At 48.2% G+C, this 26,563-nt stretch carries 44 protein-coding genes; 5 read left to right on the top strand and 39 right to left on the bottom strand.

From position 1 onward, the window contains the following. Positions 1–9: 9 nt before the first annotated feature. From fmt to mscL, 4 genes are all read left to right on the top strand, one after another. Positions 10–957 (top strand): methionyl-tRNA formyltransferase, encoded by a 948-nt coding sequence (fmt, locus tag DSM2777_RS05310; RefSeq protein WP_061553349.1) that lies wholly within the window; start codon positions 10–12, stop codon positions 955–957. 154 nt (positions 958–1,111) lie between these two features. Beyond that, complete coding sequence (gene rsmB / locus DSM2777_RS05305) at positions 1,112–2,404, top strand: 16S rRNA (cytosine(967)-C(5))-methyltransferase RsmB (protein ID WP_061553348.1); 1,293 nt, start codon at positions 1,112–1,114, stop codon at positions 2,402–2,404. A 55-nt stretch (positions 2,405–2,459) separates the two neighbouring features. Further along, positions 2,460–3,836: a Trk system potassium transporter TrkA gene (gene trkA / locus DSM2777_RS05300; RefSeq protein ID WP_025802637.1), complete on the top strand. Its 1,377-nt coding sequence runs from the start codon at positions 2,460–2,462 to the stop codon at positions 3,834–3,836. A gap of 128 nt (positions 3,837–3,964) precedes the next feature. After that, complete coding sequence (gene mscL / locus DSM2777_RS05295) at positions 3,965–4,372, top strand: large-conductance mechanosensitive channel protein MscL (protein ID WP_046458481.1); 408 nt, start codon at positions 3,965–3,967, stop codon at positions 4,370–4,372. Between the two features lie 89 nt (positions 4,373–4,461). On the opposite strand, the gene DSM2777_RS25100 is transcribed toward mscL, so the two are convergent. The 31 genes from DSM2777_RS25100 to rpsJ form a co-directional block, all read right to left on the bottom strand. After that, a complete protein-coding gene (locus DSM2777_RS25100) occupies positions 4,462–4,641 on the bottom strand; it encodes an alternative ribosome-rescue factor A (protein ID WP_061553347.1) in 180 nt (59 codons plus the stop codon). Between the two features lie 10 nt (positions 4,642–4,651). Continuing rightward, complete coding sequence (gene zntR, locus DSM2777_RS05285) at positions 4,652–5,113, bottom strand: Zn(2+)-responsive transcriptional regulator (RefSeq protein ID WP_046458479.1); 462 nt, start codon at positions 5,111–5,113, stop codon at positions 4,652–4,654. A 9-nt stretch (positions 5,114–5,122) separates the two neighbouring features. Beyond that, positions 5,123–5,491 carry a DnaJ family domain-containing protein gene (locus DSM2777_RS05280; protein WP_061553346.1) on the bottom strand — a complete coding sequence of 123 codons (369 nt, stop codon included), beginning with the start codon at positions 5,489–5,491 and terminating at the stop codon, positions 5,123–5,125. A gap of 144 nt (positions 5,492–5,635) precedes the next feature. Continuing rightward, positions 5,636–6,022 (bottom strand): 50S ribosomal protein L17, encoded by a 387-nt coding sequence (rplQ, locus tag DSM2777_RS05275; protein WP_008815460.1) that lies wholly within the window; start codon positions 6,020–6,022, stop codon positions 5,636–5,638. A 40-nt stretch (positions 6,023–6,062) separates the two neighbouring features. After that, positions 6,063–7,052, bottom strand: a complete 990-nt coding sequence (locus tag DSM2777_RS05270) for a DNA-directed RNA polymerase subunit alpha (protein ID WP_004846552.1) — start codon at positions 7,050–7,052, stop codon at positions 6,063–6,065. A gap of 25 nt (positions 7,053–7,077) precedes the next feature. Next, entirely contained in the window at positions 7,078–7,698 is a 621-nt protein-coding gene (rpsD, locus tag DSM2777_RS05265; RefSeq protein ID WP_025802647.1) for a 30S ribosomal protein S4, read from the bottom strand. 30 nt (positions 7,699–7,728) lie between these two features. Then, on the bottom strand, positions 7,729–8,118 hold the full coding sequence (gene rpsK / locus DSM2777_RS05260; protein WP_002438687.1) for a 30S ribosomal protein S11: 390 nt from the start codon (positions 8,116–8,118) through the stop codon (positions 7,729–7,731). Between the two features lie 16 nt (positions 8,119–8,134). Then, complete coding sequence (gene rpsM, locus DSM2777_RS05255; protein ID WP_008815461.1) at positions 8,135–8,491, bottom strand: 30S ribosomal protein S13; 357 nt, start codon at positions 8,489–8,491, stop codon at positions 8,135–8,137. 146 nt (positions 8,492–8,637) lie between these two features. Continuing rightward, complete coding sequence (gene rpmJ / locus DSM2777_RS05250; protein ID WP_008815462.1) at positions 8,638–8,754, bottom strand: 50S ribosomal protein L36; 117 nt, start codon at positions 8,752–8,754, stop codon at positions 8,638–8,640. Positions 8,755–8,787: 33 nt separating this feature from the next. Beyond that, positions 8,788–10,119, bottom strand: coding sequence for a preprotein translocase subunit SecY (gene secY / locus DSM2777_RS05245; protein ID WP_025802655.1), 1,332 nt, complete (start codon positions 10,117–10,119; stop codon positions 8,788–8,790). 7 nt (positions 10,120–10,126) lie between these two features. Further along, positions 10,127–10,561, bottom strand: a complete 435-nt coding sequence (gene rplO / locus DSM2777_RS05240) for a 50S ribosomal protein L15 (protein ID WP_004846562.1) — start codon at positions 10,559–10,561, stop codon at positions 10,127–10,129. 3 nt (positions 10,562–10,564) lie between these two features. Then, on the bottom strand, positions 10,565–10,744 hold the full coding sequence (gene rpmD / locus DSM2777_RS05235) for a 50S ribosomal protein L30 (RefSeq protein WP_004846568.1): 180 nt from the start codon (positions 10,742–10,744) through the stop codon (positions 10,565–10,567). 6 nt (positions 10,745–10,750) lie between these two features. Beyond that, positions 10,751–11,251, bottom strand: a complete 501-nt coding sequence (gene rpsE, locus DSM2777_RS05230; protein ID WP_004846569.1) for a 30S ribosomal protein S5 — start codon at positions 11,249–11,251, stop codon at positions 10,751–10,753. Between the two features lie 14 nt (positions 11,252–11,265). Further along, complete coding sequence (rplR, locus tag DSM2777_RS05225) at positions 11,266–11,619, bottom strand: 50S ribosomal protein L18 (protein ID WP_004846572.1); 354 nt, start codon at positions 11,617–11,619, stop codon at positions 11,266–11,268. 9 nt (positions 11,620–11,628) lie between these two features. Beyond that, a complete protein-coding gene (rplF, locus tag DSM2777_RS05220; protein WP_025802661.1) occupies positions 11,629–12,162 on the bottom strand; it encodes a 50S ribosomal protein L6 in 534 nt (177 codons plus the stop codon). 13 nt (positions 12,163–12,175) lie between these two features. Further along, complete coding sequence (gene rpsH / locus DSM2777_RS05215; RefSeq protein WP_025802663.1) at positions 12,176–12,568, bottom strand: 30S ribosomal protein S8; 393 nt, start codon at positions 12,566–12,568, stop codon at positions 12,176–12,178. Positions 12,569–12,601: 33 nt separating this feature from the next. Continuing rightward, complete coding sequence (rpsN, locus tag DSM2777_RS05210) at positions 12,602–12,907, bottom strand: 30S ribosomal protein S14 (protein ID WP_004846582.1); 306 nt, start codon at positions 12,905–12,907, stop codon at positions 12,602–12,604. A 13-nt stretch (positions 12,908–12,920) separates the two neighbouring features. After that, positions 12,921–13,460: a 50S ribosomal protein L5 gene (gene rplE / locus DSM2777_RS05205; protein ID WP_004846583.1), complete on the bottom strand. Its 540-nt coding sequence runs from the start codon at positions 13,458–13,460 to the stop codon at positions 12,921–12,923. Positions 13,461–13,474: 14 nt separating this feature from the next. Then, positions 13,475–13,789, bottom strand: a complete 315-nt coding sequence (gene rplX, locus DSM2777_RS05200; RefSeq protein WP_004846586.1) for a 50S ribosomal protein L24 — start codon at positions 13,787–13,789, stop codon at positions 13,475–13,477. A gap of 10 nt (positions 13,790–13,799) precedes the next feature. Next, positions 13,800–14,171, bottom strand: coding sequence for a 50S ribosomal protein L14 (gene rplN / locus DSM2777_RS05195; RefSeq protein WP_000613954.1), 372 nt, complete (start codon positions 14,169–14,171; stop codon positions 13,800–13,802). A 164-nt stretch (positions 14,172–14,335) separates the two neighbouring features. After that, entirely contained in the window at positions 14,336–14,590 is a 255-nt protein-coding gene (gene rpsQ, locus DSM2777_RS05190) for a 30S ribosomal protein S17 (protein ID WP_004846590.1), read from the bottom strand. After that, positions 14,590–14,781 (bottom strand): 50S ribosomal protein L29, encoded by a 192-nt coding sequence (gene rpmC, locus DSM2777_RS05185; RefSeq protein ID WP_004846592.1) that lies wholly within the window; start codon positions 14,779–14,781, stop codon positions 14,590–14,592. Before rpmC ends, rpsQ begins: the two co-directional genes overlap by 1 nt. Next, positions 14,781–15,191, bottom strand: a complete 411-nt coding sequence (gene rplP, locus DSM2777_RS05180; RefSeq protein ID WP_002438716.1) for a 50S ribosomal protein L16 — start codon at positions 15,189–15,191, stop codon at positions 14,781–14,783. The genes rpmC and rplP overlap by 1 nt, the downstream gene beginning before the upstream one ends. Before the next feature lie 13 nt (positions 15,192–15,204). Further along, entirely contained in the window at positions 15,205–15,906 is a 702-nt protein-coding gene (rpsC, locus tag DSM2777_RS05175) for a 30S ribosomal protein S3 (RefSeq protein ID WP_004846598.1), read from the bottom strand. A 17-nt stretch (positions 15,907–15,923) separates the two neighbouring features. After that, a complete protein-coding gene (gene rplV, locus DSM2777_RS05170) occupies positions 15,924–16,256 on the bottom strand; it encodes a 50S ribosomal protein L22 (RefSeq protein ID WP_004391423.1) in 333 nt (110 codons plus the stop codon). 14 nt (positions 16,257–16,270) lie between these two features. Next, positions 16,271–16,549 carry a 30S ribosomal protein S19 gene (gene rpsS, locus DSM2777_RS05165; RefSeq protein WP_004846600.1) on the bottom strand — a complete coding sequence of 93 codons (279 nt, stop codon included), beginning with the start codon at positions 16,547–16,549 and terminating at the stop codon, positions 16,271–16,273. Positions 16,550–16,563: 14 nt separating this feature from the next. Beyond that, positions 16,564–17,388 (bottom strand): 50S ribosomal protein L2, encoded by an 825-nt coding sequence (rplB, locus tag DSM2777_RS05160; RefSeq protein ID WP_025802669.1) that lies wholly within the window; start codon positions 17,386–17,388, stop codon positions 16,564–16,566. Positions 17,389–17,407: 19 nt separating this feature from the next. After that, positions 17,408–17,710 (bottom strand): 50S ribosomal protein L23, encoded by a 303-nt coding sequence (gene rplW, locus DSM2777_RS05155; RefSeq protein ID WP_004846604.1) that lies wholly within the window; start codon positions 17,708–17,710, stop codon positions 17,408–17,410. Beyond that, positions 17,707–18,312 (bottom strand): 50S ribosomal protein L4, encoded by a 606-nt coding sequence (gene rplD / locus DSM2777_RS05150; protein WP_004846606.1) that lies wholly within the window; start codon positions 18,310–18,312, stop codon positions 17,707–17,709. The genes rplW and rplD overlap by 4 nt, the downstream gene beginning before the upstream one ends. A 10-nt stretch (positions 18,313–18,322) precedes the next feature. Beyond that, positions 18,323–18,952, bottom strand: coding sequence for a 50S ribosomal protein L3 (gene rplC, locus DSM2777_RS05145; RefSeq protein ID WP_061553345.1), 630 nt, complete (start codon positions 18,950–18,952; stop codon positions 18,323–18,325). A 32-nt stretch (positions 18,953–18,984) separates the two neighbouring features. After that, complete coding sequence (gene rpsJ / locus DSM2777_RS05140) at positions 18,985–19,296, bottom strand: 30S ribosomal protein S10 (protein WP_061553344.1); 312 nt, start codon at positions 19,294–19,296, stop codon at positions 18,985–18,987. A 410-nt stretch (positions 19,297–19,706) separates the two neighbouring features. Here rpsJ and DSM2777_RS23640 point away from each other — a divergent pair, with 410 nt between their 5' ends. After that, the gene (locus tag DSM2777_RS23640) at positions 19,707–20,480 is read left to right on the top strand and encodes a prepilin peptidase (protein ID WP_064645379.1); all 774 of its coding nucleotides are present in this window, start codon (positions 19,707–19,709) and stop codon (positions 20,478–20,480) included. Here DSM2777_RS23640 and bfr read toward each other — a convergent pair. The 8 genes from bfr to tusC form a co-directional block, all read right to left on the bottom strand. Then, complete coding sequence (bfr, locus tag DSM2777_RS05135) at positions 20,422–20,898, bottom strand: bacterioferritin (RefSeq protein WP_046458476.1); 477 nt, start codon at positions 20,896–20,898, stop codon at positions 20,422–20,424. The two genes, DSM2777_RS23640 and bfr, sit on opposite strands and share 59 nt — an antisense overlap. Before the next feature lie 72 nt (positions 20,899–20,970). Next, on the bottom strand, positions 20,971–21,168 hold the full coding sequence (gene bfd, locus DSM2777_RS05130) for a bacterioferritin-associated ferredoxin (RefSeq protein ID WP_061553343.1): 198 nt from the start codon (positions 21,166–21,168) through the stop codon (positions 20,971–20,973). Between the two features lie 177 nt (positions 21,169–21,345). Then, positions 21,346–22,530 (bottom strand): elongation factor Tu, encoded by a 1,185-nt coding sequence (gene tuf / locus DSM2777_RS05125; protein WP_061553342.1) that lies wholly within the window; start codon positions 22,528–22,530, stop codon positions 21,346–21,348. Between the two features lie 70 nt (positions 22,531–22,600). Next, entirely contained in the window at positions 22,601–24,715 is a 2,115-nt protein-coding gene (fusA, locus tag DSM2777_RS05120; protein ID WP_046460033.1) for an elongation factor G, read from the bottom strand. A gap of 93 nt (positions 24,716–24,808) precedes the next feature. Beyond that, a complete protein-coding gene (gene rpsG / locus DSM2777_RS05115; protein ID WP_017803037.1) occupies positions 24,809–25,279 on the bottom strand; it encodes a 30S ribosomal protein S7 in 471 nt (156 codons plus the stop codon). Between the two features lie 96 nt (positions 25,280–25,375). Then, positions 25,376–25,750, bottom strand: a complete 375-nt coding sequence (rpsL, locus tag DSM2777_RS05110; RefSeq protein WP_002212323.1) for a 30S ribosomal protein S12 — start codon at positions 25,748–25,750, stop codon at positions 25,376–25,378. Positions 25,751–25,892: 142 nt separating this feature from the next. After that, on the bottom strand, positions 25,893–26,180 hold the full coding sequence (tusB, locus tag DSM2777_RS05105) for a sulfurtransferase complex subunit TusB (RefSeq protein ID WP_061553341.1): 288 nt from the start codon (positions 26,178–26,180) through the stop codon (positions 25,893–25,895). An 18-nt stretch (positions 26,181–26,198) separates the two neighbouring features. Beyond that, entirely contained in the window at positions 26,199–26,558 is a 360-nt protein-coding gene (gene tusC / locus DSM2777_RS05100; protein ID WP_043489377.1) for a sulfurtransferase complex subunit TusC, read from the bottom strand. Positions 26,559–26,563: the final 5 nt, after the last annotated feature.

The raw sequence follows: 26,563 nt of genomic DNA, 5'->3' as shown, positions 1-26,563 counted from the left end.
GAAACAACATTGTCTGATTCTTTGCGTATTATTTTTGCGGGAACTCCCGATTTTGCAGCGCGTCATCTTGACGCGCTTTTGTCTTCCCAGCATCAAATCGTTGGCGTGTTTACTCAACCCGACCGTCCTGCTGGACGCGGCAATAAACTCACACCAAGCCCAGTTAAAGTATTAGCTCAACAGCATGATCTGCCCATATTCCAACCTGCATCTTTGCGTCCTGAAGAAAACCAGAAATTGGTTTCCGACCTTAACGCGGATGTGATGGTCGTGGTTGCCTATGGTTTGATCCTGCCTAAAGCCGTATTAGACATGCCTCGTCTTGGCTGTATTAACGTGCATGGTTCTCTACTTCCGCGCTGGCGTGGCGCAGCGCCTATCCAGCGCGCACTCTGGGCGGGTGATGCAGAAACCGGTGTCACCATTATGCAAATGGACGTAGGTCTAGATACCGGCGACATGCTGCATAAAGTCTCTTGCCCAATTACCTCTCAAGATACTAGCGCAACGCTGTACGATAAGTTGGCAGATTTAGGTCCACAGGGCCTTATCACCACGCTGACTCAATTAGCCAACGGAACCGCGGTACCAGAGAAACAAGATGAAGCATTAGTCACCTATGCTGAGAAACTCAGCAAAGATGAAGCTCGTCTGGATTGGACTCTTTCAGCCGTTCAGCTTGAACGCTGCGTTCGCTCTTTCAACCCATGGCCTGTCAGTTTCTTTATGATTGATGAGCAACCGGTAAAAGTGTGGCAGTCTCAAGCATTGGACGCGGAGCATAATCAAGCGCCGGGAACAATCATCAGTGCTGATAAACAGGGCATCGCCGTGGCTACCGCCGAGGGTATCTTACTGATGACTCAGCTACAGCCTTCTGGCAAAAAAAGCATGTCCGCACAGGATTTACTGAATTCTCGTCGCGAATGGTTCACTCCGGGCAATTGTCTCGAGTAAGCGATTTACGATTACGTAAAGGGCCCATTTGGGCCCTTTTTGTTTGAAATTGACGCAAAATAGTCTCTAAACTTCAAACCAGCCCCCTATTCGCGGTAAACTTCGCGTAATTATTCAAATTCTTAATTTATGCTGCAATGGTCAGCCTTACGCTATGAAAAACACTCCTTATAATTTGCGTGCTATTGCTGCTAAAGCTCTCAGTTCGGTACTCGATCAAGGGCAATCCCTCAGCACGGTTCTTCCAGCGCTGAGCAAAGAAGTCAGTGAAAAAGATCGCGCACTGCTGCAGGAACTTTGCTTCGGGGTGCTGCGCGTGCTACCTCAGCTTGAATGGTATATTCAGCAATTGATGGCCAAGGTTCTTACCGGCAAGCAGCGCTCACTGCATTACCTCATCATGGTGGGCATTTACCAGCTGGTTTATACCCGAATTCCGCCTCACGCCGCTTTGGCAGAAACGGTAAATGGTGTGGTAGCGTTAAAGCGTCCGCAGTTGAAAGGATTGATCAACGGCGTACTGCGTCAGTTCCAACGCCAAGAAGATCAGTTAAAAGAGCGGTCGCAAAATAACGAATGCCGTTTCCTCCACCCGTCTTGGTTACTTAAACGCTTGCAGCAGGCTTATCCAGAGCAGTGGGAATCTATCGTTGATGCCAATAATCAGCGTCCTCCAATGTGGCTACGCGTTAATCGTCTTCACCACACTCGCGATGAATATCTGGCATTGCTGACAAACGCTGAAATTAATGCTTTTGCTCATCCACAGTTCCCTGATGCTATATGCCTTGAAGAAGCTTCTCCTGTCGGGCGCCTGCCAGGATTTGAGCAAGGATGGGTCACCGTGCAAGATGCCAGCGCCCAGCACTGCGTCGATCTCCTTGATCCGCAAAACGGCGAACAGATCCTCGACCTCTGCTGTGCACCAGGGGGAAAAACGACGCATATTCTGGAAGCAGCGCCAAAAGCACATGTGCTTGCCGTTGATGTTGATGAAAATCGTCTGAAGCGCGTAAAAGAAAACCTGCAACGCTTGCAACAGCAGGCCGAAGTGAAATGCGGCGATGGACGCTATCCTGAAAACTGGTGTGGCGATAAACAATTCGATCGCATCTTGCTTGATGCCCCGTGCTCTGCGACCGGCGTGATCCGTCGCCATCCTGATATCAAGTGGTTACGCCGCGATCGCGATATCGCAGAATTGGCTGCGTTGCAGAAAGAGATCATCGAAGCTATTTGGCCACGTTTAAAATCAGGCGGTGTGATGGTGTATGCAACCTGCTCCGTTTTACCTGAAGAAAATGCTCAACAGATGCGCGAGTTTCTTGCCCGCCATCCTGAAGCAAAGCTTGTGGCCACCGGAGATAAAGAAAATCCAGGGCAGCAACATCTTCCCCATGCACAGGATGGTGATGGGTTCTTTTACGCTAAGCTGATTAAAGCATGACAGTGTCTGCCTGCGGACGACACAGGCTTATAGATAGCGCAAAGCAGAGAGCACAATGAAGATAATTATTCTTGGCGCCGGACAAGTGGGCGGCACACTGGCTGAAAACCTAGTGGGTGAAAACAACGACATAACCATTGTCGATACAAATAGCGATCGCCTCCGCCAATTGCAGGATAAGTTCGATCTCAGGGTAGTTCAAGGCCACGGTTCTCACCCGCGCGTATTACGAGAAGCGGGTGCAGATGATGCAGATATGCTCGTGGCAGTGACAAGTTCTGATGAAACCAACATGGTTGCCTGCCAGGTTGCTTATTCACTATTTAATACACCAAACCGTATTGCGCGTATCCGCTCCACAGAATACATACGCGAAAACGAGCGTCTGTTTAATGCCGAAGCCGTTCCTATAGATCACCTCATATCTCCTGAGCAACTGGTGACTGATTATGTCTATCGCTTAATCGAATATCCTGGTGCATTGCAGGTTGTGAACTTTGCTGAGGGGAAAGTCAGCCTTGCGGTGGTAAAAGCCTATTATGGTGGCCCATTGGTGGGTAACGCATTAGCTTCTCTGAAAGAGCATATGCCGCACATTGATACGCGCGTTGCTGCTATTTTCCGTCAAGATCGTCCGATCAGGCCTCAGGGTTCTACGATCATTGAAGCCGGTGATGAAGTCTTTTTTGTTGCTGCCTCGCAGCATATCCGCGCCGTGATGAGCGAGCTTCAACGTTTAGAAAAACCTTATAAGCGCATCATGATTGTTGGCGGCGGGAACGTCGGCGCAGGTTTAGCGCATCGCTTAGAGAAAGACTACAGCGTGAAGTTGATCGAGCGTAATCAACAACGCGCTGCTGAATTAGCTGAAATTTTGCATGACACCATCGTGTTCTACGGCGATGCCTCTGACCAAGAATTGTTGATGGAAGAGCATATTGATCAGGTTGATGTATTTATTGCCCTAACTAACGATGACGAAGCCAACATTATGTCCGCGATGTTAGCTAAGCGCCTAGGTGCCAAAAAAGTCATGGTACTGATTCAAAGAAGTGCATATGTCGATTTGGTTCAGGGCAGCGTAATCGACATCGCCATCTCACCACAGCAAGCCACTATTTCTGCTCTGCTCGGGCACGTTCGAAAAGCAGACATCGTCAGCGTTTCCTCCCTGCGTCGTGGTGTTGCTGAAGCCATTGAAGCCATCGCGCACGGTGATGAAAGCACGTCAAAAGTCGTTGGTCGTAGAGTTGAAGAAATCAAGCTGCCACCGGGTACGACTATCGGGGCTATCGTTCGTGGTGACGACGTGATCATCGCCAATAGCGAGTCTAAAATTGAGCAAGGCGATCATGTCATCATGTTCTTAACCGACAAAAAGTTTATTACCGACGTTGAGCGCTTATTCCAACCAAGCCCATTCTTCTTATAGCAGTACAAATGAGTGATAGCGTGTATTCAGGTTTAGACGCAGTAGATACTGTTAATTTTGCATCTGAATTTTGTCAATTAATGCTATGTTTGTTAAACTTGTGTTATTGATTTTATAAGGGGTGATCTATGAGTTTATTAAAAGAGTTTCGTGAATTTGCCATGCGTGGCAACGTAGTTGATTTAGCGGTCGGTGTTATCATCGGTGCTGCTTTCGGCAAAATTGTTTCATCTTTAGTTGCCGATATTATTATGCCTCCACTAGGTCTGCTCATTGGCGGTGTTGATTTCAAACAATTCCATTGGGTCATGCGTGCCGCAGAAGGTGCAACACCGGCAGTCATCATGAACTATGGACAATTTATTCAAAATATCTTCGATTTTGTCATTGTCGCTTTTGCTATTTTCTTGGCAATTAAGCTGATGAACAGAATGCGTCGTCAAGAAGCAGATACCCCAGCAGCGCCACCTGCACCAACTACAGAAGAAAAGCTGTTAACAGAAATTCGCGATCTGCTAAAACAACAACAAAAATAGTTTGTTGGTGTTAATAAAAAAGCCGCTTAATAAAGCGGCTTTTTTGTTTCTGATAGAAAGCAGAAGGCTGTAGGTAAAATACATTATCATTAATGCAGTTTGCCTACAGCCTCCCAGCTGCCTTTTTTGCCATGCTTAGCTTTACGGCTATAGCTGCCTTTCCCTTTGCAATTTTTCTCTACACGCTGTTTGAACAATGGATCATGTAAAAGAGCCTGAATAGCATTATCGGCAATTACGCCTTTGGTATGTTGATATTTAGTCGTCATAACTTCCTCATTAACAATATGATGGTTTAGGGTAAACCCCGCGCAAATCTACACGCGTCAACCGCTCTGCCGCCCCTTGCTCCAAGGCCTCAAGAATGGAACAGTAGGTACTCGTATGCGCTTTTCCGCAACAGGCATCACTTAAGCGTTTTAAAGAACCACGCATAAGCTCCAACTCACTAATCTTACTTTCTACCTCAGCCAATCTGGCGTCAACGATTGATTTCGATTCTTGGCAAGTGTGGTGCATAGGATCGACTCGGATCGAGAGTAACTCACGAATCGACTCTAGGGTAAAACCAAGTTGTTTAGCATAACGGATAAAACGCAATCGTTGAAGATCATGATCGGTGTAGAGCCGGTATCCACCTTCTGTCCGCACTTCATGATCCATCATCTTCTGCTTTTCGTAATAACGAACGGTGTCTGGCGTTACGCCAGCAAGCTTCGCCAATTGTCCGATACGATACATAGTTTATCTCTACTCAGGGTCAAAATGCTGTATGAACTTATCCGCATACTCGGTATGCAAAAAATCAGTGCTCATGCCCGCCTGCTGTAAACGAAATTCTAATACGGCCAATCTTTTATTCAGTTCTATAAAATCAGGATGCTCATGAGACAGCCCCCGAAGTAGTGATGCTAGCGTTGCCGCCTCCTTCCTTTGCTCTATTTCTGGAGGTAAGCATCCCGCATTTTTTAAAAGACGATAACCAACACGTAAGTCTGCTGGAACATGAGAGTCATCATCCAGCACCAAAGGTTTGCCCTCACCGGACAGATTATCCAGCTCACCGCGTTTCAATGCTGAACTGATATGGCGCTCGGCCCATTCATCGACTAAAAACATAGCACTTAACCCAAATGAATCTATCTATAGCTTATAGCAGGATGGTAGTAAAAATGAAGGGATACGTAGAAGGCTAAATAAAGGTGATAAATTTTAGATATAAAAAAGCCGGGCCTAAGCCCGGCATTTTCATGCTTCTACAGATTACTCTGCAGTTGCTTCTGCATCAGATACAGAACGATCAACGAGTTCGATGTAAGCCATCGGCGCGTTGTCGCCTGCACGGAAGCCACACTTCAGAATGCGAGTGTAACCACCGGCGCGGCTCGCGAAACGCGGGCCTAGCTCGTTAAACAGTTTTGCCACGATCTCGTTATCACGAGTACGGGCGAATGCCAGACGACGATTAGCAACGCTGTCGGTCTTGGCAAGAGTAATCAGCGGCTCAACCACGCGACGCAGCTCTTTCGCTTTCGGCAGGGTCGTCTTGATGATTTCATGACGAACCAAAGAGCCGGCCATATTGCGGAACATAGCTTGGCGATGGCTGCTGTTACGGTTCAGTTGACGACCACTCTTACGATGGCGCATGACCTTATCCTTCTCAGTAAAACCTTAACCTGTGACCTAGTTACTCGTCAGCAATGCTAGCTGGCGGCCAGTTTTCGAGGCGCATGCCCAGAGACAGACCACGTGAAGCCAGCACGTCTTTAATCTCAGTAAGAGATTTTTTACCCAAGTTCGGCGTTTTCAGCAACTCAACTTCGGTACGCTGTACTAGATCACCGATGTAGTGGATAGCTTCTGCCTTGAGGCAGTTAGCAGAGCGGACAGTCAATTCCAGATCGTCAACAGGGCGCAGCAGGATCGGATCGAACTCCGGCTTCTCTTCTTTAACTTCCGGCTGACGCACATCACGTAGGTCAACGAAAGCTTCAAGTTGTTCAGCCAAGATAGTTGCCGCACGGCGGATTGATTCTTCCGGATCAATCGTACCATTGGTTTCCATCTCGATAACCAGCTTGTCCAGGTCGGTACGCTGTTCAACACGAGCCGCTTCAACATTGTAAGCAATACGCTCTACAGGGCTGTAGCAAGCATCGACTAACAGACGGCCGATCGGGCGCTCATCTTCTTCCGAATGAATTCGGGCAGAAGCCGGCACATAACCACGACCACGCTGAATTTTGATACGCATACTAATTGATGCATTTTCATCAGTCAGATGGCAGATCACATGCTGCGGCTTGACGATTTCGACATCACCATCATGGGTGATATCGGCTGCAGTCACAGGGCCAATGCCAGACTTATTCAGGGTAAGAATAACTTCATCTTTGCCTTGAACTTTCACCGCCAGCCCTTTCAGGTTGAGCAGGATTTCCAGGATATCTTCCTGTACACCTTCTTTGGTGCTGTACTCATGTAGTACACCATCAATCTCAACCTCGGTCACCGCGCAACCCGGCATAGATGAAAGCAGAATACGGCGCAGTGCGTTACCAAGAGTATGGCCAAAGCCACGCTCTAACGGCTCAAGGGTCACCTTGGCGTGCGTCGAACTCAGTTGCTCGATATCTACCAGGCGCGGTTTTAGAAACTCTGTCACAGAACCCTGCATTGTGTCCTCTCTTTGGTACTAAGCTTTACTTAGAGTAAAGCTCGACGATCAGGTGTTCGTTAATGTCCGCAGACAAGTCGGAACGTTCAGGATTACGTTTGAACACACCTTCCATCTTAGCAGCATCAACTTCCAGCCAAGTCGGCTTTTCACGCTGCTCAGCCAGCTCCAGAGCGGCCTTCACACGAGATTGCTTTTTAGCTTTCTCACGCACGCTGACTACGTCATTAGGAGATACCTGATAAGAAGCGATGTTAACAACGCGACCATTTACTACGACTGCTTTATGGCTAACCAGCTGACGTGCTTCTGCACGAGTGGCGCCGAAGCCCATACGGTAAACGACGTTGTCCAGACGACCTTCCAGCAGTTGCAACAGGTTTGCACCGGTGTTGCCTTTCAGGCGGGCTGCTTCTTTATAATAGTTACGGAACTGACGCTCCAGAACGCCGTAGATACGACGAACTTTTTGCTTTTCACGTAACTGAACACCATAGTCAGACAGACGCGGTTTACGCGCACCGTGCTGGCCAGGTGCCTGCTCAATTTTACACTTGGTATCGATCGCACGAACGCCAGACTTAAGGAATAAGTCTGTGCCCTCACGACGGCTCAGCTTGAGCTTAGGACCCAAATATCTTGCCATTTTCTTTCTCCAACAATCCGAGGAACGACGTTATACGCGACGTTTCTTCGGCGGACGACAACCGTTATGAGGGATCGGAGTCACATCAGTAATATTAGTGATGCGGAAACCAGCCGCGTTCAACGCGCGGATAGTAGACTCACGGCCAGGACCAGGTCCTTTAACCATAACTTCCAGATTCTTAATTCCGTACTCTTTTACTGCTTCGGCGCAACGTTCTGCTGCTACCTGTGCGGCAAACGGAGTGGATTTACGAGAACCACGGAAACCGGAACCACCGGCTGTTGCCCAACCCAGTGCGTTACCCTGACGATCAGTAATGGTAACAATGGTGTTGTTGAAAGAAGCATGGACGTGAGCCACACCGTCAGAGACTTGCTTTCTTACACGCTTACGTGCACGAATAGGTGCCTTTGCCATTATTCAATCACCCCGATTATTTCTTGATCGGTTTACGCGGACCCTTACGGGTACGTGCGTTGGTCTTAGTACGCTGACCGCGAACCGGTAGACCACGACGATGACGCAAACCACGATAGGTACCAAGATCCATCAGACGCTTGATGCTCAGGGTTACTTCACGACGCAGGTCACCTTCTACAGTGTACTTGGCAACTTCGTCACGCAGCTTATCGATTTGCTCTTCAGACAGCTCACTGATCTTAACATTTTCAGCAATGCCCGTTGCTTCACAGATAGCCTGTGAACGGGTCTTGCCGATACCGAAGATCGCAGTTAATGCGATTACAGTATGTTTTTGATCAGGAATGTTAATGCCTGCTATACGGGCCACTATGCACTCCTAAATTTTTATACAACAGCATCACTCTGAAAAGCCCGTTTTCAGGATACTCAAATGATACTGTAGCAACATACAAAAGATTGGCTGGCTAATCTAGCCAGCTCAACCCAACTTTGCAAGAAAAATATGCGAGATAATCAGCCTTGACGCTGTTTATGCTTCGGTTCTACGCTGCAAATCACACGCACAACACCGTTGCGCTTAACAATTTTACAGTTACGACATAATTTCTTGACGGAAGCACGAACTTTCATTTTACTCTCCGTAACTTCTCAAACTCACCAAGATTAGCGGTTATAGCCTTTCAGGTTCGCTTTCTTCAATGCAGACTCGTACTGACTTGACATCATCAGAGTTTGCACTTGAGCCATAAAGTCCATGATGACCACAACTACGATGAGTAGTGATGTACCACCAAAGTAGAATGGTACTTTCATTGCATCACGCATGAACTCCGGGATCAGGCAGATAAAGGTAATATACAACGCACCAATTAAGGTTAAACGAGTCATTACTTTATCGATATACTTCGCCGTTTGCTCTCCCGGACGAATTCCTGGTACGAATGCACCGGACTTCTTCAGGTTATCAGCTGTTTCTCTTGGGTTGAAAACCAACGCCGTATAGAAGAAACAGAAGAAGATGATTGCAGACGCATAGAGTAACACATAAAGCGGTTGCCCAGGCTGCAAATACAGCGAAATTGTAGTCAGCCAGTTCCAACCGGTGCCGCCCCCGAACCAAGATGCAATCGTGGCTGGGAACAGAATAATGCTGGAAGCAAAGATAGCAGGGATTACACCGGCCATATTCACTTTCAACGGTAAATGTGTGCTCTGTGCTGCATAAACACGACGACCTTGCTGACGCTTAGCATAGTTAACGACAATACGGCGCTGACCACGTTCTACGAAAACAACGAAGAAGGTTACTGCAAATACTAACACTGCAACCAACAGCAACAGGAGGAAGTGCAGGTCGCCCTGCCGCGCTTGCTCGATAGTATGGCCAATTGCCGGCGGTAAACCCGCTACAATCCCCGCAAAGATAATGATTGAGATACCGTTACCGATACCACGCTCAGTTATCTGCTCACCTAGCCACATTAGGAACATTGTCCCTGTAACTAAGCTCACCACTGCGGTGAAGTAGAACGCAAAGCCAGGGTTAATAACCAGGCCTTGCATTCCTGGCATATTCGGAAGACCGGTAGCAATACCGATCGACTGGAATATGGCTAAAACTAGCGTACCGTAACGGGTGTACTGGCTAATCTTACGACGGCCAGCCTCCCCTTCTTTCTTAATTTCCGCTAACGCCGGATGAACCACCGTCAGTAACTGGATAATAATTGACGCAGAAATATACGGCATAATACCCAGAGCAAAGATAGAAGCACGGCTGAGAGCACCACCAGAGAACATGTTAAACATTTCAATGATGGTGCCTCTCTGCTGTTCGAGCAGTTTGGCAAGTACAGCGGCATCAATACCAGGGATCGGAATGAAAGAGCCAATACGGAAAACTATGAGCGCCCCAATTACAAACAATAGTCTGCGCTTGAGTTCGCCAAGTCCACCCTTGGCACTTTGAAAATCTAATCCTGGTTGCTTAGCCATCTGCTACTTATTCCTCAATTTTACCGCCAGCAGCTTCGATAGCAGCACGAGCGCCTTTGGTGACACGAAGGCCACGCAAAGTCACAGCACGATTGATTTCACCAGAAAGCATAACTTTCGCGAATTCAATCTGTGGGCCAACTACGTTAGCGGCTTTCAGAGTGTTCAGGTCGATAACATCGCCTTCAACTAAAGCGATCTCTGACAGACGAACTTCTGCAGTGATCATTGCTTTACGAGAAGTAAAGCCGAATTTCGGCAGACGACGGTACAGAGGCATCTGACCACCTTCGAAACCACGACGTACGCCACCGCCAGAACGAGACTTCTGACCTTTGTGACCACGACCGCCGGTTTTACCCAGGCCAGAACCGATACCACGACCCAGACGCTTGGAAGCGTGCTTGGACCCTTCGGCCGGAGACAGAGTATTTAAACGCATCTCTTACTCCTCAACTTTAACCATGTAGGAAACCGCGTTGACCATACCACGTACAGCAGGAGTATCCTCGCGCTCTACGGTGTGGCCAATACGACGCAGACCCAGGCCAAGCAGCGTTGCCTTGTGTTTCGGCAGACGACCGATTGCACTGCGGGTTTGAGTTATTTTAATAGTCTTTGCCATGGTCAATTACCCCAGAATTTCTTCAACGGATTTACCACGCTTGGCAGCGACCATTTCTGGGGACTTCATGCTAGCCAGACCATCGATAGTTGCACGAACCACATTAATTGGGTTGGTGGAACCATAGGCCTTAGCTAGAACGTTGTGCACCCCAGCGACTTCCAGGACGGCGCGCATTGCACCACCGGCAATAATACCGGTACCTTCGGAAGCCGGCTGCATGAACACACGAGAACCCGTATGAGCACCTTTAACAGGATGCTGCAGGGTGCCGCTGTTCAGCGCGACATTCATCATGTTGCGACGGGCTTTTTCCATCGCTTTCTGGATCGCTGCTGGAACTTCACGCGCTTTACCGTAACCAAAACCTACGCGACCATTGCCATCACCCACTACAGTTAGTGCGGTGAAGCTAAAAATACGGCCACCTTTTACAGTTTTAGATACGCGATTTACCGCGATCAGCTTTTCCTGCAGTTCGCCAGCTTGTTTTTCGATGTGAGCCATCTTACACCTCTACCTTAGAACTGAAGGCCAGCTTCACGGGCAGCATCTGCCAGTGCCTGGACACGACCATGATATTGGAAACCAGAGCGGTCAAAAGATACGCCTTTGATGCCCTTCTCCAACGCGCGCTCAGCAATAGTTTTACCTACAGCGATTGCAGCATCTTTGTTCCCAGTATATTTCAGTTGTTCACTGATTGCTTTTTCTACAGTAGAAGCAGCGACCAGAACTTCAGAACCATTCGGAGCAATTACCTGTGCGTAAATATGACGCGGGGTACGATGTACCACCAGGCGAGTTGCACCCAGCTCTTTGAGCTTGCGGCGTGCGCGGGTCGCACGACGGATACGAGCAGATTTCTTATCCATAGTGTTACCTTACTTCTTCTTAGCCTCTTTGGTACGCACGACTTCGTCGGCGTAACGGACACCCTTGCCTTTATAAGGCTCAGGACGACGGTAAGCGCGCAGATCTGCTGCCACTTGTCCGATCAACTGCTTATCAGCGCCTTTCAGCACGATTTCAGTCTGGGACGGGCATTCAGCAGTAATACCTGCTGGCAGAGCATGTTCAACTGGGTGAGAGAAGCCTAAAGCTAAATTCACAGAGTTGCCCTTAACTGCTGCACGGTAACCGACACCTACCAACTGAAGCTTCTTAGTGAAGCCATCGGTAACACCAACAACCATTGCGTTAAGCAGCGCACGAGTGGTACCCGCTTGGGCCCACGCATTTGCAAAACCTTCGCGTGGAGCGAAAGTCAGTGCGTTATCAGCATGCTTAACTTCAACGGCGTCGTGGACTGTACGAGTCAGCTCGCCGTTTTTACCCTTAATCGAAATTACCTGACCGTTGAGTTTGACCTCTACGCCGGCAGGAATGACGACGGGTGCTTTTGCAACACGAGACATTCTTTCCTCCCGATTAAGCTACGTAGCAGAGAATCTCGCCACCAAGACCAGCCTGGCGAGCTGCACGATCAGTCATAACACCTTTAGAGGTAGAAATAACAGCGATACCCAAACCGGCCATAACTTTTGGCAGCTCATCTTTTTTCTTATAGATGCGCAGACCTGGACGGCTGATACGTTGAATGCTTTCTACCACTGCCTTGCCCTGGAAGTACTTCAGTACTAATTCCAGTACAGGCTTGGTGTCGCCTTCGATTTTGAAATCTTCAATAAAACCTTCTTCCTTCAGCACGTTGGCAATTGCCACTTTCAGCTTGGAGGAAGGCATGGTGACCGCAACTTTGTTCGCGGCTTGACCGTTACGGATACGGGTCAGCATATCCGCGATCGGATCTTGCATGCTCATCTGTCTTTACTCCCGTGATTCAATTGGTGACAATTACCAGCTAGCCTTTTTCAGACCCGGGATTTCACCGCGCATAGCGGCTTCACGGACCTTAATACGGCTCAACCCGAACTTACGCAGGAAAGCGTGCGGACGGCCAGTTTGACGGCAGCGGTTACGCTGACGGGACGGGCTGGAATCACGCGGCAGAGTCTGCAGCTTAAGAACAGCATCCCAACGATCTTCGTCAGAAGCGTTCACGTTAGAGATGATCGCTTTCAGTTCAACGCGTTTGGCAAAGAACTTATCAGCTAATTTCACGCGCTTGACTTCGCGTGCTTTCATGGATTGCTTAGCCATTAGTAACCCTACCTTACTTGCGGAACGGGAAGTTGAAAGCAGTCAGCAGCGCACGGCCTTCATCATCGGATTTCGCAGTAGTGGTAATGGTAATATCCAAACCACGAACGCGATCGACTTTATCATAATCGATTTCCGGGAAGATGATCTGTTCACGCACGCCCATGCTGTAGTTACCACGACCATCGAATGACTTAGCGGACAAGCCACGGAAGTCACGGATACGAGGTACAGCAATGGAAATCAGACGCTCAAAGAACTCCCACATGCGTTCGCCACGCAGAGTTACTTTACAGCCGATCGGATAGCCCTGGCGGATTTTGAAGCCTGCAACTGATTTGCGTGCTTTAGTGATCAACGGCTTTTGACCGGAGATTGCTGCTAAGTCAGCTGCTGCATTATCCAGCAGTTTCTTATCAGCGATCGCTTCACCAACACCCATATTCAGGGTAATCTTCTCGACCCGTGGGACTTGCATGACAGAATTGTAGCCGAACTCAGACATGAGTTGCTTGACTACTTCGTCTTTGTAGTAATCATGCAGTTTCGCCATCGTACTACTCCAAATTACTTGATAGTTTCGCTGTTAGATTTGAAGAAACGGACTTTTTTTCCGTCTTCGAATCTAAAGCCTACACGGTCAGCCTTACCGGTTGCCGCATTGAAGAGAGCAATGTTAGAAACCTGAATAGCAGCTTCTTTTTCAACAATGCCACCTGGTTGGTTCAGGGCCGGAACCGGCTTCTGATGTTTCTTAACCAGGTTAATACCTTCAACGATGACCTTGCCAGAAGACAGGACATTTTTTACTTTACCGCGCTTACCTTTATCTTTACCGGTTAGCACGATAACTTCGTCATCACGACGGATTTTCGCTGCCATGGTTCGCTCCTTAGAGTACTTCTGGTGCCAGAGAGATAATTTTCATGAACTTTTCATTACGCAGTTCACGAGTTACCGGCCCAAAAATACGCGTACCGATAGGCTGCTCAGAGTTATTGTTTAAAATAACACAAGCATTGCCATCGAAGCGAATGACAGAACCGTCCGGGCGACGAACACCCTTCTTGGTGCGCACCACTACCGCCTTCAGCACATCGCCTTTCTTGACCTTGCCACGAGGAATTGCTTCCTTGATGGTGATCTTGATGATGTCGCCGACGCCTGCGTAGCGACGGTGCGAGCCACCTAGAACCTTGATACACATTACGCGACGTGCACCGGAGTTGTCGGCCACGTTCAGCATAGTCTGTTCTTGGATCATGTTAGTGCTCCGCTAATGTCAACTACAACTTTGGACCCAGAATGGGTCGTTTGAAATCCCCACAATTGAGGGCGCAGCATTATAACACCGCTTCCAGAATATGGGTAGAAAAAATAAACGGCTCAGTTTTTGAGCCGTTTATAGTACTCGAGATGCGTACTGTATTACAGAACGGCTTTCTCTACAACGCGAACAAGTGTCCAAGACTTAGTCTTTGACAGTGGACGGCATTCGCGGATTTCTACCACGTCACCGATACCACATTCATTGTTCTCGTCGTGTACGTGCAGCTTGGTCGTACGTTTGATGAATTTACCATACATTGGGTGCTTCACCATACGCTCGATCGTAACAACAACGGATTTCTCCATTTTGTCACTAACTACTCGACCTTGCAGAGTACGGATTTGATCAGTCATTACGCACCCGCCTTCTCAGTCAGTAAAGTCTTAACGCGTGCGACATCACGACGCACTTGCTTCAACAGGTGAGATTGTTGCAGCTGACCGCTTGCTGCTTGCATGCGCAGGTTAAATTGCTCACGCAGCAGGCTCAGCAGTTCAGTGTTCAGCTCTTCAACACTTTTCTCACGCAGCTCTTGTGCTTTCATTACATCACCGTCTTAGTTACAAAGGTGGTTTTGATAGGCAGTTTCGCTGCTGCCAGCTTGAAGGCCTCACGGGCCAGCTCTTCAGGCACGCCGTCCATTTCGTACAGGACTTTACCCGGCTGGATCAAGGCAACCCAATACTCTACGTTACCTTTACCTTTACCCATACGAACTTCAAGCGGCTTTTCAGTGATCGGCTTGTCTGGGAACACACGGATCCAGATTTTACCCTGACGCTTAACTGCACGAGTCATCGCACGACGAGCTGCTTCGATTTGACGAGCAGTCAGACGGCCACGGCCAACAGCTTTCAGACCGAAAGTGCCGAAGCTAACATCCGTACCTTGCGCCAGACCACGGTTGCGGCCTTTGTGCACCTTACGGAATTTTGTACGCTTTGGTTGTAACATTCAGCGACTCTCCTTACTTGCGGCCTTTACGCTGCTGCTTTTTAGGTTGAGCAGCCGGTTTTTCCGGTTGTTCAACTGCAGCCATACCACCCAGGATCTCACCTTTGAAGATCCATACCTTAACGCCGATTACACCATAAGTGGTGTGCGCTTCAGAGGTGTTGTAATCGATATCCGCACGCAGAGTATGCAACGGAACACGACCTTCACGGTACCATTCGGTACGCGCGATTTCAGCACCGCCGAGGCGGCCGCTTACTTCAACTTTAATACCTTTAGCGCCCAGACGCATTGCGTTCTGTACAGCACGCTTCATAGCACGACGGAACATAACACGACGTTCCAGCTGTGAAGTGATACTATCAGCAACCAATTTTGCGTCCAGTTCTGGTTTACGAACTTCGGCGATATTGATTTGCGCAGGAACGCCAGCGATATCCGCTACGACCTTACGCAGTTTTTCGACATCTTCACCTTTCTTGCCGATAACGATGCCTGGACGAGCAGTGTGAATAGTCACACGGATGCTCTTCGCAGGACGCTCGATAACGATGCGAGAAACGGAAGCCTTCGCCAGTTCCTTAGTCAGGAATTGACGAACTTTAAAGTCGCTGTCCAGGTTGTCAGCGAACTCTTTGGTATTCGCGAACCAAGTAGAGTTCCAAGGTTTGACAATACCCAGGCGAATACCATTAGGATGTACTTTCTGACCCATTGCTAGTCTCCAGAGTCTCAGCGATCGGACACAACCACTGTAATGTGGCTGGTGCGCTTCAGGATACGATCTGCACGACCTTTAGCACGCGGCATAATGCGCTTCATGCTTGGGCCTTCGTCGACGAAGATTTTCGTCACTTTCAGATCATCGATGTCAGCGCCATCGTTGTGTTCTGCGTTAGCAATAGCAGACTCAAGTACTTTCTTAACCAGACCAGCAGCTTTCTTGTTGGTGTAGGCTAAAGTTTCCAGAGCTTGCGACACTTTCTTACCGCGGATCAGGTCAGCAACGAGGCGAACCTTCTGAGCAGAAGAACGAGCGTGGCGATGTTTAGCGATAGTTTCCATCTCTTCCTCCTACCTTAGCGCTTTTTAGCTTTTTTATCAGCCGCATGGCCGCGATAAGTACGAGTCGGCGCGAATTCACCTAACTTGTGACCGACCATTTCATCGGCTACAAATACTGGAACGTGCTGACGACCATTATGGACAGCGATGGTCAAACCGATCATGTTTGGAAAGACCGTTGAACGACGGGACCAAGTCTTAATAGGCTTTTTGTCTCCGCTTTCCACCGCTTTCTCTACCTTCTTCAGCAAGTGCAGGTCAATGAAAGGACCTTTCTTGAGAGAACGTGGCATGGCTTATCCTCTAATTATTTTTTACTACGGCGACGTACGATGAATTTATCAGTACGCTTGTTGCTGCGGGTCTTCTTACCTTTGGTCTGCAGGCCCCATGGGGAAACAGGGTGCTTACCAAAGTTACGACCTTCACCACCACCGTGTGGATGGTCGACTGGGTTCATCGCAGTACCGCGAACGGTAGGACGAACACCACGCCAGCGGCTTGCACCTGCTTTACCCAGAACGCGCAGCATATGCTCAGCGTTACCAACTTCGCCTAAAGTAGCACGGCAGTCGGATGGGATTTTACGCATTTCACCAGAACGCAGACGCAGGGTGACATATGCACCATCGCGAGCAACGATCTGAACGTATGCGCCAGCAGAACGAGCTAGCTGACCACCTTTGCCTGGTTTCATTTCTACGTTATGAACGGTAGAACCAACCGGGATGTTACGCATCGGCAAGGTGTTGCCAGGTTTGATAGCAGCATCAACACCAGACTGAATCTGGTCACCCGCTTTCAGGCCTTTAGGCGCCAGGATATAACGGCGTTCGCCGTCTTTGTACAGAACCAGTGCGATGTTCGCAGAACGGTTCGGATCATATTCCAGACGCTCAACAACAGCAGGAATACCATCTTTGTTGCGTTTGAAGTCAACCAGACGATAATGCTGTTTGTGACCACCACCGATGTGACGAGTGGTGATGCGGCCATTGTTGTTACGGCCACCGGATTTGCTCAGTTTTTCAAGCAACGGGGCATACGGTTTGCCCTTGTGCAGCTCAGGGTTAACCACTTTAACAACGTGGCGACGACCCGGAGATGTCGGTTTACATTTAACAATTGCCATTGTTCGCTACTCCTCCGACTTACTCTGCGCCGCCGATGAAGTCCAGATTCTGGCCTTCTTTCAGGGTGACGTAAGCTTTTTTCCAGTCGCTACGACGACCAACACGCTGACCGTGACGCTTCACTTTACCTTTAACTACCAGGGTGTGAACTGCATCAACTTCAACTTCGAACAGTTTCTTAACTGCGGCTTTGATTTCTGCTTTAGTTGCGTCTTTAGCAACTTTGAGAACGATGGTGTTGGTTTTTTCCATCACCATAGACGCTTTTTCAGAAACGTGCGGCGCGCGCAGTACTTTCAGCAGACGTTCTTCACGGATCATGCCAGCATCTCCTCAACTTGCTTCACAGCGTCAGCGGTCATAACCACTTTGTCGAAGGCGATCAAGCTAACTGGGTCGATACCTGTAACGTCACGCACATCAACCTTGTACAGGTTGCGAGCGGCCAGGAACAGATTTTCGTCGACTTCGCCGGTTACAATCAGCACGTCTTCCAGCGCCATGTCTTTCAGTTTCTGTGCCAGCAGCTTAGTTTTAGGCGCTTCTACAGAGAACTTCTCAACGACGATCAGACGATCTTGACGTACCAGTTCGGACAGAATGCTTTTCAGCGCGCCGCGGTACATCTTTTTGTTAACTTTTTGACTGTGATCCTGAGGCTTCGCAGCGAATGAAACGCCACCGGAACGCCAGATCGGGCTCTTAACAGAACCAGAACGAGCGCGACCAGTACCTTTCTGACGCCACGGTTTTTTGCCTGAACCAGTTACTTCAGCACGGGTCTTCTGAGCACGAGTACCTTGACGGGCACCAGCTGCATAAGCAACTACAACCTGGTGTACCAGCGCTTCGTTGAAATCACGACCGAAGGTAGTTTCGGAAACAGTCAGCGCGCTTTGCGCGTCTTTCAATACTAATTCCATTCCTATCTCCTCACGCCTTAACAGCTGGTTTAACGATCAGGTCGCCACCGGTTGCACCCGGAACAGCACCCTTAACCAGCAGCAGGTTGCGCTCAGCGTCAACACGTACTACATCCAGGCTCTGAACGGTTACGCGTTCGTTACCCAGTTGGCCTGCCATTTTCTTGCCTTTGAACACTTTGCCCGGAGTCTGGTTCTGACCGATAGAACCCGGAACGCGGTGAGACAAGGAGTTACCATGGGTAGCATCTTGGGTACGGAAGTTCCAGCGCTTAACTGCGCCAGCAAAACCTTTACCTTTAGAAGTACCGGTAACGTCAACTTTTTTAACGTCAGCAAAAATTTCAACGCTAATGCTCTGACCTACAGTGAACTCTTCGCCTTCGTTCAGACGGAATTCGCGCAGGGTGCGGCCAGCTTCTACGCCAGCTTTAGCGAAGTGACCAGCTTCTGGCTTAGATACACGGTTTGCTTTTTTAGCACCCGTAGTTACCTGTACAGCGCAGTAGCCGTCGTTATCCAGGCTTTTCACCTGAGTAACACGGTTTGCTTCGATTTCGATAACGGTTACTGGGATAGATACGCCATCTTCAGTGAAGATGCGGGTCATACCCACTTTTTTACCGACTAAACCAATCATTGTTTCAACCTCTCAATCGTTCAATGACCTGATTAACCCAGGCTGATCTGCACGTCTACACCAGCAGCCAGATCCAGACGCATCAGAGCATCAACGGTTTTCTCGGTTAGCTCAACGATGTCAACCAGACGCTTGTGAGTGCGAATTTCGTACTGATCGCGCGCGTCTTTGTTGACGTGCGGAGAAATCAGAACGGTAAAGCGCTCTTTGCGGGTCGGCAGCGGGATCGGACCACGGACTTGCGCACCAGTGCGCTTAGCAGTCTCGACGATTTCCGCAGTTGATTGATCGATCAGACGATGATCAAACGCTTTCAGGCGGATACGGATTCTTTGGTTCTGCATGAGACCAGAGCTCCAATTATTTTATAAACGTAAAAAATTACTCCTCGCACCCATTTCGATTGATGGGGGAGTGTAATCGTTCAACATATAACCCCCATATCGGGAGTATTGTTCGATAGTCTAGGACCATCTCTGATTCAGAATCAGACTTACCAAGATTAGGTAAGCCCGCGCATTATACGTAAACCAGCTCAGGAAGCAACCTAAATGCGTAAAAATAGTGGAAAGGTTCTTACCCTATCCTGCCTGCACGATTTGATTTTCTTCAAATACACACGAGTAAAATACGCGCCCTAGATCTAATTTGCATAAAATTCATACAATCGTGTGACATTGATTCCAATAAAACCGCCTCTATAGCTCGATGTGCCCGGATATGATGTTGCGTATATCGAATGGAGAAAACACAGATGGAATTGTTTACGGAAATCTATTCTTGCGTGATGTCAGATCGTGGAGCGCGTGTAGCACTAAGCCTCGTATTTGCCTGTTGCGGTGGTTGCGCCACTCACATCGCAAGGAGTGCCATACTTAGACGATTTTGTTCAATAGATGCAGTTACCACTTTTAACACTCTGGCTTTGCCTTCTATTTGCAAAGGTAGCCTAAGGGAACAAGCCAGCTATACTCTGCTTTTTCTAAGCATATCCATTTGGCCCCATATCAGCCTAACAATTTTACCCATTATTTGGCTAATCAGCTGGTTTCTCATTACTTTGTCCCTTTTGGATATTCAACATTACCTCTTACCCGATGTACTTACCTTCCCCCTACTTTGGCTCGGTCTTTGTTTTAATGCTTACACTAATGCAATCCCTATAGAACACGCCGTTGTAGGTGCCATCACGGGTTATATCTTTATTTGGTTTCTAGGCTGGGCAACTAGACATTTGGCAGGAAAGATGGGGATCGGATTAGGCGATGCCAAACTATTGGCCGCACTTGGCGCATGGGCTGGATATGAAAATTTGGCGCTGATATCTGCTATTGCATCATTTGTAGGAATTATCTGGTGGGGAATTCGGCAACTACACTCAGTGACAAAAAAACCACCCTCTGCCTTTTGGACCTTGTTTGGCCATCGCCGGCTGGGTGGTTATTTTCGATATATTGCACTCATGGAAATTAAGCTTCTTCTTTCACCTGAGCTAACAGGTAATTCTGGATACCCAAACGTTGAATAAGCTCAAGCTCAGTCTCTAGCCAATCAATATGTTTTTCTTCATCAGACAGGACTTCAATCATGAGATCACGACTGACATAGTCATGGACTGAATCCGCATAAGCGATACCTTCACGCAAGTTCTTCGCGCCGTCGAGTTCTAACTTAAGATCGGATTTCAGCATTTCTTCCACATCTTCTCCGATATTGATTTTCCCTAGATCTTGAAGATTTGGCAGTCCTTCTAAAAAAAGAATTCTTTCGATGTAACGGTCGGCATGCTTCATCTCATCGATCGACTCGTGGTACTCAATATCATTGAGTCGTGTGAGTCCCCAATTTTTAAACATACGGGCATGAAGGAAATACTGATTGATGGCTACGAGTTCATTACCAAGTAGCTTATTGAGGTGGCCAATAACTTTTTTATCGCCTTTCATAAACAAAACCCTCCGCTTCCAGTTCTTTTAGTGTAGAACCAGAGTCTGAAGAGTCAAAAAATAACCATACTTTTATGCCACGTTTATGAAGTTGCTTTGAAGTACCGCGTTTTCCTCATCAAAAATCTCGCGAGCCTGACGAATACATTTGCCGCATTCAGATCCGAAAGGAACGATTTTGCGCAAATGATGGAGAGAGCTCGGCTGATATTTGCGGATTGCATGACGTATTGTTTTGTCCGAAATCCCATTACATAAGCAAACGTACATATTTTACTCTTTACTGATTTGATAATAATAGTCTAAATAATAAACGTTATCATTTCAATAAAGGTATCTAACTTTACTGCTTATAAACCGTACTAACTTGAATCAGTTCATGTTTTTCTTGTAATAAAAAAGGGCGCCTAAGCGCCCTTTTACTGCATTTGGTTCAGAAGCTAAATATTAGCTCATTACCTTAGCAACAACACCAGCACCAACGGTACGGCCGCCTTCGCGGATTGCGAAACGCAGACCATCGTCCATTGCGATTGGGTGGATCAGGGTAACGATCATTTTGATGTTATCGCCTGGCATTACCATTTCCACGCCTTCTGGCAGTTCGATGGTACCGGTCACGTCAGTTGTACGGAAGTAGAACTGTGGACGGTAGCCTTTGAAGAACGGAGTATGACGGCCGCCTTCATCTTTGCTCAGAATATAAACTTCTGATTCGAACTTGGTGTGTGGTTTGATAGAACCTGGTTTAGCCAGAACCTGACCACGTTCGATGTCTTCACGCTTGATACCACGCAGCAGAACACCAACGTTCTCGCCTGCACGACCTTCGTCCAGCAGTTTACGGAACATTTCAACGCCGGTACAAGTTGATTTAACGGTATCTTTGATACCAACAATCTCAACTTCTTCACCAACTTTAACGATACCGCGCTCTACACGACCGGTAACAACAGTACCACGGCCAGAGATTGAGAATACGTCTTCGATTGGCAGCAGGAATGGCTTGTCGATAGCACGTTCTGGTTCTGGGATGTAAGAATCCAGAGTTTCAGCCAGTTCTACGATCTTAGCTTCCCACTCAGCTTCGCCTTCCAGCGCTTTCAGAGCAGAACCACGGATGATTGGAGTATCATTGCCTGGGAAGTCGTACTGAGACAGAAGTTCACGAACTTCCATTTCTACCAGCTCCAGCAGCTCTTCATCATCAACCATGTCGCATTTGTTCAGGAATACGATGATGTAAGGAACGCCAACCTGACGACCCAGCAGGATGTGCTCACGAGTCTGAGGCATAGGGCCGTCAGTCGCAGCAACAACCAGGATCGCGCCGTCCATCTGCGCAGCACCGGTGATCATGTTTTTAACATAGTCGGCGTGGCCTGGGCAGTCTACGTGTGCGTAGTGGCGAGTCGGGGTGTCATATTCAACGTGAGAAGTGTTGATGGTGATACCACGAGCTTTTTCTTCTGGCGCGTTATCGATCTGGTCGAATGCACGTGCAGAACCACCGTAGGTTTTAGCCAGAACGGTAGTGATTGCAGCAGTCAGGGTAGTTTTACCGTGGTCAACGTGGCCGATTGTACCAACGTTAACGTGCGGTTTTGTACGTTCAAATTTTTCTTTAGACACGGCTTTATTCCTTACTCTTGTGCTCTCCCTTCATAGAGAGAGCACGGGATCAATGTTTTAAACTAGTAGCTTATTTGCCACGAGCTTCAATAACGGCCTGAGCAACGTTGTTAGGCGCATCATCATACTTCAGGAATTCCATGGAGTAAGATGCACGACCTTTGGTCAGAGAACGCAGCTGAGTTGCGTATCCGAACATTTCAGACAACGGAACTTCAGCATGAATCACAACGCCAGTAACGTTGGATTCTTGACCACGCAGCATACCGCGACGACGGCTAAGGTCACCGATAACGTCACCAGTGTTCTCTTCCGGAGTCTCTACTTCAACCTTCATGATAGGCTCAAGCAGAACTGGTTTCGCTTTCTTAAAGCCATCTTTGAAGGCGATAGAAGCGGCCAGTTTAAACGCCAGCTCAGAGGAGTCAACGTCATGGTAAGAACCGAAGTGCAGACGCACGCCGAGGTCAACTACCGGATAACCAGCCAGTGGACCAGATTTCAGCTGCTCCTGGATACCTTTATCAACGGCAGGGATGTATTCGCCAGGAATTACACCACCTTTGATGTCGTTGATGAACTCGTAACCTTTCGGATTCGAGCCCGGCTCCAGTGGGTACATGTCGATAACAACATGACCGTACTGACCACGACCACCAGACTGCTTGGCGTGTTTACCTTCGATATCGGTAACTTTCGTGCGAATCGCTTCACGATAAGCAACCTGAGGTTTACCGACGTTCGCTTCAACGTTGAATTCACGCTTCATGCGGTCAACGATGATGTCGAGGTGCAGCTCACCCATACCTGCGATGATGGTCTGGTTAGATTCTTCATCAGTCCATACGCGGAATGATGGGTCTTCTTTAGCCAGACGGCCCAGAGCCAGACCCATTTTTTCTTGGTCAGCTTTGGTTTTTGGTTCTACTGCGATGGAGATTACCGGTTCAGGGAATTCCATACGCTCAAGAATGATCACGTTGTCTGGATCACACAGAGTATCACCAGTAGTCACGTCTTTCAGACCGATCGCAGCTGCGATATCGCCTGCGCGAACTTCTTTGATCTCTTCACGCTTGTTAGCGTGCATCTGAACGATACGACCAAAACGTTCACGTGCTGATTTCACTGAGTTCAGAACGGTGTCACCGGAGTTAACTACGCCAGAGTACACGCGGAAGAAGGTCAGGTTACCAACAAACGGGTCGGTAGCAATTTTGAACGCCAGAGCAGCAAATGGCTCTTCATCGCTCGCATGACGCTCAGCCGGAGTATCTTTACCGTCGTCCAGCATACCGTTGATTGCAGGTACGTCAGTTGGTGATGGCAGGTAATCAATTACCGCATCCAGCATCGCCTGAACACCTTTGTTCTTAAATGCAGAACCACAGGTTACCAGAATAATTTCGTTGTTCAGAACGCGCTGACGCAGAGCTTTCTTGATTTCTTCCTCGGTCAGCTCTTCGCCGCCCAAGTATTTTTCCATCAGCTCTTCTGAAGCTTCAGCAGCAGATTCAATCAGATTCTGGTGCCATTCTTCAGCCAGTTCTTGCATGTCTGCAGGGATATCTTCATAAGTGAAGGTAACGCCAGCATCAGCTTCGTTCCAGTTGATGGCTTTCATTTTCACCAGGTCAACAACACCGGTGAAACCTTCTTCAGCACCAATCGCCAACTGCAACGGAACAGGGTTCGCGCCCAGACGGGTTTTGATCTGACCAACAACTTTCAGGAAGTTAGCACCCATACGGTCCATTTTGTTAACGAACGCGATGCGTGGAACTTTATATTTGTTAGCCTGACGCCATACGGTTTCAGACTGGGGCTGAACACCACCAACGGCACAGTAAACCATTACAGCGCCATCAAGAACACGCATAGAACGTTCTACTTCGATAGTGAAGTCAACGTGCCCTGGGGTGTCGATGATGTTTACGCGGTGTGGTTCAAACTGTTTAGCCATGCCAGACCAGAATGCAGTGGTCGCAGCAGAGGTAATGGTAATACCACGTTCTTGTTCCTGTTCCATCCAGTCCATGGTGGCTGCGCCGTCATGAACTTCACCGATTTTATGGTTTACACCGGTGTAGAAAAGGATACGTTCGGTAGTAGTAGTCTTACCGGCGTCGATGTGTGCGCTGATACCGATATTACGGTAGCGGGCAATGGGTGTTGTACGAGCCATTTGATTCCTCTATTCCTAGGACGTTCAAGTTAAGTTACCCACAGCGGGCGGCTTGCTTGAAGCGCCCGCTTGGTGACTAACACTATGAAGGGATTACCAACGATAGTGAGCGAACGCCTTGTTGGCTTCGGCCATACGGTGAACGTCTTCACGTTTCTTAACTGCAGTACCTTTGTTTTCTGCAGCATCAGAAAGTTCGTTCGCCAGGCGCAGAGCCATGGATTTATCACCGCGTTTACGAGCAGCTTCAACGATCCAACGCATTGCCAGAGCATTACGACGAACCGGACGGACTTCTACTGGTACCTGATAAGTAGAACCACCAACGCGACGGGATTTAACTTCGACGGTTGGGCGGACGTTGTCCAGGGCTACTTCAAAAGCTTCCAGTTCGTTTTTACCAGAACGCTGAGCCAGGGTCTCCAGCGCGGTATATACGATTGCTTCTGCGGTAGATTTTTTACCATCTACCATCAGGATGTTTACAAATTTAGCCAGCAGTTCTGATCCGAACTTAGGATCCGGCAGAATTTTACGCTGACCAATGACGCGACGACGTGGCATGGAAATACTCCGTTGTTAATTCAGGGTTGTCCAAAACTCTATAGTTCGAGTTTGACATTAAAGTTAAAACGTTTGGCCTTACTTAACGGAGAACCATTAAGCCTTTGGCTTCTTCACGCCGTATTTGGAACGTGATTGCTTACGGTCTTTAACGCCGGAGCAGTCAAGCGCACCACGAACGGTGTGGTAACGAACACCTGGCAAGTCTTTTACACGACCGCCACGGATCAGGATCACGCTGTGTTCCTGCAGGTTATGACCTTCACCGCCGATGTAGGAGGTAACTTCAAAACCGTTAGTCAAACGCACACGGCAAACTTTACGCAGTGCGGAGTTTGGTTTTTTAGGAGTGGTGGTATATACGCGAGTACATACGCCACGTTTCTGCGGGCAAGCTTCCAGCGCAGGAACGTTGCTTTTAGCAACCTTCATGGAGCGTGGTTTGCGTACCAGCTGATTAATTGTTGCCATTAATAGCTCCTGGTATTTGCTTCGTTTTTTGCTTCGTAAACAAGTGTGATAAATCTCCCCATAAAGCCATGGGCAAAATATGAGGACGCAGAATTTTATGGCTGCCCAGTATAGGTGTCAAGAAATATACAAGATCGCATTCTCACCAAGATACTTGCTGAGGGTGTTTGGCACTCAGTTCAACGAACTGATTATAGTCTAACAACACGATATTGGATGAAATTCGAGCACTCAAACCTCGAGCAATAACATCGACATTCAGCGCATATAGGGATGTGGAGGCAGAAATGAGCTTTTCAAGAGCGTGGGTATTTGCTAGCCCACACAGAACACCATCCTGAAGAAGCACGATAGCGTCATTATTGTCCACAATAGCGCAAAGAGTTGTCAGATCTGCTGAGGTTGGAGACTTTGCCAGCGTATGTAACATGTAAAGTATCACCAAAGGCTAAAAGGTTAGCACAACATCGCGTTGTTCAAGATTTTGTCGAATCTGTGCCGCAGTTCGCAGTTGAACGTCGATAATCCACTGCTCATTGTCATGTAAACCTCTTTCACGCAGTGACTCAGAACAGATATAAACGTCTTCAATATCGTAAAGCGGCATCACGCCAAAGGTTGAAACATAGTCTCGACAAAGAATTTCAGCCGGTTTTTGATTGGGCAAAAGTTGAAAAACACCATCCCCAACAAAAAACACCTGAATATCCTCGCTAAAGGCAGAAGCAGCCAATAAGGCATCCAATCCTTCACGTCCTGCGCTTGATGTATGCGGAGGCTGAGTAAAAATAAAAGCTAAACGTTTCATCCCAT

Origin of the sequence: Obesumbacterium proteus (assembly GCF_001586165.1) — a bacterium.
In the GTDB taxonomy this organism is placed as follows: domain Bacteria; phylum Pseudomonadota; class Gammaproteobacteria; order Enterobacterales; family Enterobacteriaceae; genus Hafnia; species Hafnia protea.
This window is presented reverse-complemented; position numbering and strand designations above follow the sequence as displayed.